We start from the raw sequence: 9,848 nt of genomic DNA on the forward strand, positions 1-9,848 counted from the left end.
GTTCTAGGTTCTAGGTTCTAGGTTCTAGGTTCTAGGTTCTAGGTTCTAGGTTCTAGGTTCTAGGTTCTAGGTTCTAGCAAGAATGATTACGCCTTTTTACTCTCACCATAGCTGTAGTTGTAGTAACCATAGCCATAAGATGAGGAGGCTTTTTTCTCTATCGCGTTTAGAATCACACCTTTTACTTCAATGCCCGCTTGCTCAAAGCGGCTACGTGCCACTTCTATCTCTTTCAGCGTGTTTTGGCCAAAGCGTGCCACCATCAGCGTAGTACCAGCAAACGAACCAACAATGCTAGGGTCGGTTACCGCCAGCACTGGCGGCGTATCGATGATCACCAAGTCATAGTGTTCACTTGCCCATTCCACAAGCTCTTTAAAGCGAGGGTGCATCAATAGCTCAGAAGGGTTTGGCGGCACTTGGCCACGGGTAAGAATGTCGAGATTGTCGACCTCAGTGCGCTGCACCGCAGTGGCAGTCTCGATTTTACCCGCCAGCAGATCAGACAAGCCATTTTCCCATTTCAAACCAAAGCACTGTTGCAAATAGCCTTTGCGCATATCTGCATCAATCAGCAGCACTTTTTGCCCAGTTTTAGCAGCAACCGCGGCAAAGTTAGTAGAAATAAACGATTTGCCAATACCAGGCGCAGGGCCAGAGATCATTAGCACATTATTTTTGGCTTCCATCATCGCAAAGTGCAAACTGGTACGCAGGCCACGCAGTGCCTCAATAGAAAGATCAGCTGGGTTAGTTTCAGCCAACAAAGCCATCTCTTGGTTGTGTTTTCCTTTGCGCTTAATTTTTTCCGCCAACGCCAACTGCAGGCTAGACTTTGGCACACTGGCGTAAACAGAAAGGCCAATCTGCTCGATTTGATCAGGCGTCTCTACGCCGCGGTGCAATGCCGCCTTCACTAATACCAACGCAACACTCAGCATGCCACCTAACAGAGTCGCCAATACAGCAATTAATGGTTTCTTCGGTTTCACCGGCTGTGCAAAGCTTTGCGCCTCATCGAGAATGCGCACGTTACCTACAGTGCCTGCTTTGATAATGCTGAGCTCTTGTACTTTGTTAAGCAGTTGGATGTAAATTTGCTGGTTCACTTCTACATCGCGTGTCATGCGTAGCACTTCGCGCTGGGTTTTTGGCAGTTTTTGCACTTGCTGATTTAGCCGCTCGCGCTCTTTCAGCAAGGTGGTGCGTTTGTCGAGCAACGAAAGATAAGCAGGGTGATCTTTGGTAAAGCGCTGGCTAATTTCGCTCTCTTTAAACGTCAGCTCGTTGAGCTGTGCTTCCAGTTTGACCATTACATCCAATGTTGCTTTGGCTTCTAAGCCTAAATCGATCGATTCATTTTCTTGGCGAAAACGATTTAAGCTGTCTTCTGCTGTGGTGAGGCTGTTTTTAATATCCGGCAGGTGGCCTTTGAGAAAGGATAAACTTTTTTCCGCTTCTGCAGAGTTACGTTCTACGTTTTGTAAAAAATAGGTTTGGCTAATGTGGTTGAGAATCGCGCTGATCTGTTTGCGGTTTTCGCCTTCAAAACTTAACTGCAAAATACCCGTTTGTTTACCGCGCTCACCAATGGCTAAGTTTCTCTTTAACCATTCAATTGCTTCTAAACGGCTACGTTGACCAAGCGAAAACTCTTGGCCAGTATGAGAACGTAGTTCAGAAACAAATAACTCGTATCCCTCATTTTTTGCTAGCTCTCCCTCAGCGCCTTCCAGCACCACTTGCTCATCACCACGCACCAATTGATACGTTTTGTGTTTAGCATCGAGCACCACTAAGGTATGTCTCATACCTTGCGCATACTCAGGCACATCAAATCGGCTCACCTCAATTTGGTTTACCTCACCGGCTAGGCGCGCCAACCCTTTGCCGACGATTGGGAAATATTTGGGTTCTGCTACCGTGGTCAAATTGAACTTGTCTACCGTGTCGCCCAAAATCATACGCGATTTGATGATTTCAATTTCCGTCGTGGCGGAAGATTCTTGTGAAAAGAGCTCTCCCATATCCCCAACCAATGAGCTAATACCACCCGAGCTTTTTTGCTCAATTTGAATCAACGCATCCGCTTTGTAGATGGGAGTCGAAAGCAACGCAACGGCGACGCCTCCCGCAGCAAAGAGGAAAGTGGTCACAAGGATGAACCATTTAGCATCGATAATAATGCCAAGCAGCTTGCCTAAATCGATTTCGTCAGACGAGTTATCAACGGAAGATCGGTTTTGTGGTGTTGTCATTGTCTCGTTCAGTTCCGGGTTGGTGGATTTATGATTTTAAAATAAGGTTCTAGGGAAGAGCAGTTTTCTAGATTGCTAGGTAAGAGCTGGTTGGTAGGGAAGACAAGGGTACTAGATTAATAGTTTTCTAGGTTACTAGTCTTTTCCTAGTCCCTAGTCATCTCGTCCATGTTCTTTCTTAGTTACTAGTCTTTCCTAGTCCCTAGTAACCTCGCTCCTGCTTTTTCTTCCTCGTCCCTGCTCTTCTACAATTTTTTTGCCCAGGCTTGTGCGGCTTTGTCAATTAACTGATAAGCGTGCACAAAGGCTTCTTTACTTTGGCGATAAGGATCGGGAATCTCTTGTTGACCAATCCATTGGCCGAATAGCATGGTTTTTCCGCGCGCTTCAGGGGCGATCTGTGTCAGTGCTTCCATATGGCCTTTTTCCATCACTAGGATCAGATCATATTGACTACACAACGCTGGGGTAAGTTGCTGAGATTGATGATTCTCTACATCAACACCATTCTCTTTCGCTACTTCTATCGCCATTGCATCAGCGGGTTTACCAATTAAACGGCTTTTTTCAGCCGCAATACCGGCAGAAGCAACGGTTTTATTCGGAAGTAGTTTTTGTAGCACACGCTCACCAGTTGGAGAGCGGCAAATGTTACCGACACAAACGACTAAGATTTTGTTAAACATGTTTTCCTCAGGTTGCTAGGGAAGAGAAGGTTACTAGGGAAGAACAGTTTGCTAAGTAAAGAAGGTTGCTAGTATTCTAGGGAAGAGAAGTTTTCTAGGTTTTTGCTCTTCCTAGTCCCTGCTCTTCTGCTTTTACCTATTGATCTCGTCCCACTCCTCCTAGAAATATTCAGCACTTTCCTCTTTCACATGTTGAGAAAGAAACTTGATGTAACCGCCTATCATCCTACCTATTTCTAGTATTTCTGACTCTAGCTTTCGTCCGGCTTCTATCGGGATATAGCCCAAATCAGCTGCCAGCGAAATCTGCGTCGCTAACTCCGCACAAGAACCTTTAGCGATATAAAGAAAACGAATATTGTCTTTATAACTACCTCTTTCGGAACCTTCTGCGATGTTCGATGGAACAGAGACAGCAGAACGAGAGATTTGATCTTTCAAGCCATAGTCTCGGCAAGTTTTGAGCAAGTTGTAAACTTGTAAAACCACTTGATAGCTACGCTTCCAAATCTCAAGCTCTTTATAACGCATGACTTCCCTTGTTCTAGGTTGCTAGATTAAGAAGGTTACTAGGTTGCTAGGGAAGAGAAGGTTGCTAGATTACTAGTTTTCTAGGCTTGTGCTCTTCCTAGTTCCTAGTAATCTCGTTCCTGCTCTTTCTCTTTTCCTAGCCCCTAGTAATCTAGTCCCTGTAAAATTTTCTTACGGCCACGTCCTCACACGTAACACAGCTTCACTCAGTTCATTGAAACCGTAGATGGTTGGCATTAGCTGACTGATCACACGGTTCCAGCGGGTAATTGGTGCTGCGGTCACATAGACAATGTCGTATGGTTTAAGATCAAACTCGGTGCCAATGACCAGCGCAGAGGCATCTTTAATGTTGAGCTGATAGATGTCTGCCATGCGTTCAGATTTGTTGTCTGACGTGCGGATAACGAAGACACCAGTTGCATCTGATGAGAGTTCGTTAATACCACCCACGCTGCTGAGGGCTTCGGTCAGGCTCATGCCAGAACGATCCATTTTAAGCAGTTTGGGATCTTTCACTTCTCCCATTACAAACACTTTTTGACTATCGTTGCGTGGCACGTGGAGGATATCGCCCGGCTCTAATAAACGGTTTTGCGTTAAGTCACCACGCTGCATGAGCGCGTAAAGCGAAATGGCTTGTTCTTCACCATTACGGGTAAGTGTCACGTTACGCCAGTCGGCATCTTGCGCTAAACCACCCGCACGGTTAACGGCATCGAGAATGGTTAGTGGGATATTGGTGATTGCTTGTTGGCCAGGGTTTTCAACTTCCCCAGTGATGTAGGCTTTCTTAGAGCGGAATGCGGCAACGTTGACATCCACTTGCGGGCTTTCGATAAACCTCGCCAAGCGTTTGGCGATGTCGGCGCGGATCTCACGCACGGTTTTATCCGCTACTTCTACCGTGCCAATGTAAGGATAGAAAATGGTGCCATCGGCATGTACCCAGTTACCCGCTTCAGAGGCGCTGCGGTATGAACCTGCAGGAATGGTCAGTTCTGGGTGATCCCAAATGGTAACGTTAAGAATATCGCCAGGGCCGATTTTGTATTCGTAACGGGCAATTTGCAGGTCAAGTTCTGGGTTAGCACGAGAAGCAAAGTGTTGCGCTTTGGCATACTCCGTCACCGTGCGTGCGGTGAGCGGATACAGATTGACCACGTCAGAAAGTTCACTTTCCTGAGCGCTGTCATTCACTTCTACGAGGGTTTTATTATCGGTGGATAGGTGTGAGCCAGGCACGGTACAGCCGGCAAGCAAGGCAGGTGCTAGCATCGCTAGCAGAAATTTTGTTTTCAGTTCCATGTAAGCCAAATCGTCTAAACGTAAGAGTGTTTACTTCACCCTTTAAAATTCAAAAGTTCGATTGAACACGTACCTTTCTATTGTTTGTGAAAGTTTGGGTATTCAACATAGTTAAAGGCGTTTTCCTTAACCGCATTTAACTATACCTTATAACCTAGCGCCCATACTACGTTCGGTTTAAACCGTCTTGAGCCGTATTCTACCTTAATAAAAGAGAATAAAAGGCATTAAAGAGGGATAAACTGTGGCGTTCTGTCCACATTTGTCGAATTTTGACACGCTACCGCCCGTTGGTAAGCGCGCAAAACCACATAGCACGGGGAAATCTGCATAAAACGGCTCAATCATCGCCATTTATCGCAATATACTGACGTATCATGACAACAATGCATATTGTGCCACGATTAATAATTTTTTATGGGCGCTTATTATCCATATTGTGGCTTAGAGCACAATGGATTTTACTAAGCAAACGTTAGCTTCAAATAGATAGCATTGCTCTTTTTAATCTTTTGATAGGCATCTCCAACGAATTGCAGCAGCAACTAATTGTTTACAATGCGTTCAATCTTTACCTAAAATGATCAGCGGGGTGATGCATCACTCCAACATCGATGTTTATTAATTATGTATATACAAAAGGATTCGTCATGAAAAAAATCGCTTTAGCAGCGTTGCTTGCGCTAGGTGTTTCTTCTACTGCGTTTGCTGAAACTACAGTGGTAAGCGGAACCACAACCACAACCACAACCACTGGCGTAGCAGGCGGTGCTGGCGCGACTGGTGCTGTTGGTGGCGCAACGGTCACTGCAGTAGGTGTTGGTGCTACAGTTGTGGCAGCAACTGTTGTGGTTGCTTCTAACGACACAACCACGGGTACTACTGGTACTAACTAAGTACTAAGAGCATTTGTGTATAAGCCAACCTTCAGCTGGAGGTTGGCTTTTTGTTTTTAGAGAAAGTAAACGTTAGCTTCTTGGATTGTTGTGAACAACATCAGTTATAACAAGTACTGACCGATGGTTCCCCGCATTCGCGCAGATGACAATATAGAGGCTTTACTTGACGATTGTTTAATCTCTCCTTTTCTCATTACGCCTTCCATAGTACCCTTGAACACTATTTTTTATTGATGGATTCCTACCAACAACAAGGTTGTTAGTCGATGATAAATCTCCCTTTTCAGCAGGCTATTTTGCCTCGTTTTCTTGTACGTAGTGCCGCCGTAGCCAGTTTGATTCTCCTTTCCGGTTGTGTGCAACGTTTCGATGATATGAGTACCACTCTAAATGAAGCGTTCTTTGGCGCAGAAGACATTACCCAAACCTCTCAGCAGGTGTTAGAGCTTCCCTACGCCAGTACTTATATGCGAATTAATGACGGCCAGCGTATTTTCATGGTGCTAGGCTACGCTGAGCAAAACCCAGACAACAATCAACTACAGCTAAAATGGGTTTCTTCAGATGGCGGGATGATCGTGACGGAAAACGGCCGTGTGGTTAAAACGCTTAATCTTCCTTATGGGAACCTTATACGCAGAGAGGTGGATTTCGCGCACTCTCAACAAGCAAAACCTTGGCAAGCCAACCTTCAATGGCAAAGCCAGTATGATTGGGAAACACAAAACTCTGATAGCAATAAAGGGAAGCATTACGGCTATCTTGGCGATGTGACTCTCACGCAAATGGGGAGTGAAGAGGCAATCTCCGCTATTTGGCAGCAAACGTTAACCATCTGGCAAGAGAACATCTTTTTCCCTCAATTAGATACCACGGTGCAAAACCAATACTGGGTTAATGACAGTGGTCAAGTGATGAAAAGCGTTCAATATCTTGGCCCTGAAATGACGCGTATTGAGTTCGAGATCCTGAAACCGTTTGCGGAGGCGGCACAATGAAACATGGCTTTTCCTTTGTCACCCTGTTAAGTGGAATTGTAGCGTCTGCGATGACTCTTTCACCGAACGTTTTCGCGGGTCCACAAGCGGTCGATATTCAACAACCCACTCAGGTGATATTGCTCAATCACGGTTTACAACTCAACTACCCACAACCGGTTCGCCTTGAGCAAGTACTCTTGGATGCTCAGCAGCAAAATCGCCAACAAGACAACTCATCGAATGCACAAGCATTGAGTTTCCATGAAGGCTTCCAGCTGTTTAACCTCAACAAACAAGCCGAGGCAGATGCCCTGCTACAGAACGTTCGCCAGCAACTTCTTGAACTCGCTAAAAATGAAGATTATCGCCAGGCCAGCCAGCTTTTACTAACGCTAGTGGAAAAGCATCAATACGGGTATCGCGAAACCATCAATTTGGATATTGATGCGGTTCGGCTACAAGCCGAACTTAACCCTGCCCTACCGGGTCACTATGCGATGAAACAGGCCCTTCGTCAAAATACGGTGTTGCTACGTGGTTTACTGGATGAAAAAACCGTGCCTTTTTCCTCTGGGTTAACCGTAGCGGATTACATTGCTACCAGTTCGTTATTGCAGCATGGTAACGCCAGCACAGCTTGGGTGATTGCACCAAATGGTGAAAGCTACAAAGTGGGTTATAGCCATTGGAACAATCAGCATACCTCGGTGTTACCGGGCTCGACGATTTTTGTTGGCTTTGCTTCTAATTCTGGTGAGCTTCAGGTATTGGAGAAAAACATCGTCAAACTATTAGGGATGATCAAAGGTTAATTATGACGTACTTAAATTCCTCATCAGAAATCCCAAGCGTTGGCTTTCGCTCTCAAGTTTCCGCCGTTTGTCTTGGCGTGCTCTCCGCGCTAGCAGGCGTAACCTCTTTGCATTCACACGCCTCTGAGCTTGAAACCGTGACACTTCGCCCTTCACAAACTGATTTTGGTGGCGTGGGTTTAATGCAGATGCCGTCTGGCCGTATGGCAAAAGAGGGTGAATTCAACTTTGGTGTTAACCTCAACGACGACTACCACCATTATTACACCTCGCTACAGTTGTTCGATTGGTTTGAAAGCACCATTCGTTATACACGAATTCCAGACACCTTATACAACCCGAATCCCGATTACAGTGGTGACAATCTCAATACCGATAAAGGGATAGATATCAAGTTTCGTCTCTGGCAAGAGAGCTATTGGCTTCCGGAAACCTCCATTGGTATCCGCGATATTGGCGGAACTGGTTTATTCGATGGCGAGTTTATTGCGGGCACAAAGCGTTTTGGCCCTCTCGATGTTACCCTTGGTGTTGCCTGGGGATATATCGGCCAAAGTGGCAATATTACCAACCCATTTTGCAAAGCCAATGAAGATTATTGTGACCGAAGCAGCCCAACAAAAGGGACGGGAGGCAGCGTCGATTATGGTCGCTGGTTTAAAGGTGAGGCTTCTATTTACGGCGGCATTGAGTATCAAACACCATATCAGCCACTTCGCTTGAAAGTAGAATACGATGCCAACGACTACACTACGGATTACCCAGTTCGTGCGGTTAACAAACCGATGCCACAACATACCCCTTGGAACTTTGGCGTGCTCTATCAACTTGGGGATTGGGGCGATGCAAAGTTAAGTTACCAGCGTGGCGATACATTGACCTTTGGTTTTAATCTCTACACCAATTTTGATGATCTCAAAGCGGTTTGGCGAGATGAACCCAAGCAAGCCGTCACGGGAAGACCAAGCGAAGGCAATACCGATTGGCAAGCAGTCGCCCAGCAACTAAACAGCAACGCGGGTTATCAACAAAGCACCTTGTATGAGCAAGGTGATGTTTTGGTGATCGCGGGTGAGCAGGTTAAATACCGTGATAGAAAAGAAGCGCAAGATCGCGCCGCCGCGATTTTAGCCAATAACGCACCAGACTACATCACTACCTATAAGATTGTTGAAACCCGTAATGGTGTGGACTTAACGCAAACCGAGTTTGATGCAGAAGCTTATAAACAAGCCGCGACGTATCAATACCTTGGTGCCAATAGCCGTGAGCTAGGCAGCACCAGCGAGCCCGATTACCGTGAAAACGCGAAACCATTGACGACACATCGCGAGCGGTGGAACGCAGGTATTTCTCCTGTGTTGGCGCAATCATTAGGTGGCCCAGAAGCGTTCTACTTGTTCAACCTTGGTTTTAATACCGAAGCGAACTATTGGCTCACCAATAATATCGAAGCGAGCGGTTCTATCTACGTCAATCTTGCCGATAACTACGACAAGTTCAACTACGTAGAAAAAGACCCTCACATTTCCAACTTTGCCGTGCCGCGCGTGCGAACCATGTTCAGAGCGTATGTGAGCGATAACCCTGTTCGTCTAAACCATATGCAGCTCACTTGGTTTGCTCAACCGACGCAGCAAGTCTATACACAAATGTACGGCGGTTATTTGGAAACCATGTTTGCTGGTGTGGGTGGTGAAGTGCTTTACCGTCCATTAGGTAAAAACTGGGCTTTGGGCTTAGATGCCAACTTAATCTCACAGCGTGACCCAGATAGCTGGTTTGCTACATTCGATGAACCGTTTGTTTATTACGATGGCTACAATGCGTCGAACTGCAAACCGAGCGATGTAGGCTGCCAGGCATATGTGCTTGAGAAAGGTACAACAGGCCAGCTTTCCGCTTACTACATGCCACAGTGGTCATTGTTAGAAAATACCCTGTTTAAAGTGAGTGCTGGTAAGTTCTTGGGCGGTGATAACGGCGTGAGAGTCGATTTCTCCAAACAGTTTAAATCCGGCATGATCGTCGGTGCATTTGCGACTGTCACCGACCTGACGACAGAAGAGTATGGCGAAGGTAGCTATAACAAGGGGTTTTATGTCTCGATTCCGTTTGACGCGATGACGATCAAACCAAGCACGGCGCGAGGCGTATTTGCATGGCAACCGATCACCCGAGATGGCGGCCAGACACTGAACCGTCAGTACGAGTTGTTTGAAGTGACAAACGCAAGAAGTCGGTGGTATTAGGGAAGGAAGGGGTTAGGGGGCTAGGACGCTAGGGACTAGGGACTAGGACTAGGGACTAGGACTAGGGACTAGGACTAGGGACTAGGGACTAGGACTAGGGACTAGGACTAGGGACTAGGGAC

8 protein-coding genes are annotated in these 9,848 nt (G+C 46.3%); 4 read left to right on the forward strand and 4 right to left on the reverse strand.

The window, feature by feature from the left end:
* Positions 1-86 precede the first annotated feature (86 nt).
* From LZU85_RS19605 to LZU85_RS19620, 4 genes are all read right to left on the reverse strand, one after another.
* Positions 87-2,258 (reverse strand): polysaccharide biosynthesis tyrosine autokinase, encoded by a 2,172-nt coding sequence (locus tag LZU85_RS19605; RefSeq protein WP_237288243.1) that lies wholly within the window; start codon positions 2,256-2,258, stop codon positions 87-89.
* A gap of 245 nt (positions 2,259-2,503) precedes the next feature.
* Positions 2,504-2,944, reverse strand: a complete 441-nt coding sequence (locus LZU85_RS19610; protein WP_206630338.1) for a low molecular weight protein-tyrosine-phosphatase — start codon at positions 2,942-2,944, stop codon at positions 2,504-2,506.
* 159 nt (positions 2,945-3,103) lie between these two features.
* Positions 3,104-3,475, reverse strand: coding sequence for a four helix bundle protein (locus tag LZU85_RS19615; protein ID WP_038941597.1), 372 nt, complete (start codon positions 3,473-3,475; stop codon positions 3,104-3,106).
* Positions 3,476-3,646: 171 nt separating this feature from the next.
* Entirely contained in the window at positions 3,647-4,783 is a 1,137-nt protein-coding gene (locus LZU85_RS19620; protein WP_237288245.1) for a polysaccharide export protein, read from the reverse strand.
* 650 nt (positions 4,784-5,433) lie between these two features.
* Between LZU85_RS19620 and LZU85_RS19625 the strand changes: the two genes are divergently transcribed.
* The 4 genes from LZU85_RS19625 (at position 5,434) to LZU85_RS19640 (ending at position 9,726) form a co-directional block, all read left to right on the forward strand.
* The gene (locus LZU85_RS19625) at positions 5,434-5,679 is read left to right on the forward strand and encodes a hypothetical protein (protein WP_237288247.1); all 246 of its coding nucleotides are present in this window, start codon (positions 5,434-5,436) and stop codon (positions 5,677-5,679) included.
* 269 nt (positions 5,680-5,948) lie between these two features.
* On the forward strand, positions 5,949-6,680 hold the full coding sequence (locus tag LZU85_RS19630; protein ID WP_237288249.1) for a YjbF family lipoprotein: 732 nt from the start codon (positions 5,949-5,951) through the stop codon (positions 6,678-6,680).
* The gene (locus tag LZU85_RS19635) at positions 6,677-7,474 is read left to right on the forward strand and encodes a capsule biosynthesis GfcC family protein (RefSeq protein ID WP_237288251.1); all 798 of its coding nucleotides are present in this window, start codon (positions 6,677-6,679) and stop codon (positions 7,472-7,474) included. Before LZU85_RS19630 ends, LZU85_RS19635 begins: the two co-directional genes overlap by 4 nt.
* A 2-nt stretch (positions 7,475-7,476) precedes the next feature.
* Positions 7,477-9,726 carry a YjbH domain-containing protein gene (locus LZU85_RS19640; RefSeq protein ID WP_237288252.1) on the forward strand — a complete coding sequence of 750 codons (2,250 nt, stop codon included), beginning with the start codon at positions 7,477-7,479 and terminating at the stop codon, positions 9,724-9,726.
* The last annotated feature ends 122 nt before the right edge of the window (positions 9,727-9,848 follow it).

Source organism: Vibrio floridensis, from assembly GCF_021852965.1.
Taxonomy (GTDB): Bacteria; Pseudomonadota; Gammaproteobacteria; order Enterobacterales; family Vibrionaceae; genus Vibrio; species Vibrio floridensis.

Coding starts and splice junctions, on each gene's coding strand:
- LZU85_RS19620 (WP_237288245.1), bottom strand. CDS start 4,783: ATGGAACTGAAAACAAAATTTCTGCTAGCGATGCTAGCACCTGCCTTG.
- LZU85_RS19635 (WP_237288251.1), top strand. CDS start 6,677: ATGAAACATGGCTTTTCCTTTGTCACCCTGTTAAGTGGAATTGTAGCG.
- LZU85_RS19615 (WP_038941597.1), bottom strand. CDS start 3,475: ATGCGTTATAAAGAGCTTGAGATTTGGAAGCGTAGCTATCAAGTGGTT.
- LZU85_RS19605 (WP_237288243.1), bottom strand. CDS start 2,258: ATGACAACACCACAAAACCGATCTTCCGTTGATAACTCGTCTGACGAA.
- LZU85_RS19640 (WP_237288252.1), top strand. CDS start 7,477: ATGACGTACTTAAATTCCTCATCAGAAATCCCAAGCGTTGGCTTTCGC.
- LZU85_RS19610 (WP_206630338.1), bottom strand. CDS start 2,944: ATGTTTAACAAAATCTTAGTCGTTTGTGTCGGTAACATTTGCCGCTCT.
- LZU85_RS19625 (WP_237288247.1), top strand. CDS start 5,434: ATGAAAAAAATCGCTTTAGCAGCGTTGCTTGCGCTAGGTGTTTCTTCT.
- LZU85_RS19630 (WP_237288249.1), top strand. CDS start 5,949: ATGATAAATCTCCCTTTTCAGCAGGCTATTTTGCCTCGTTTTCTTGTA.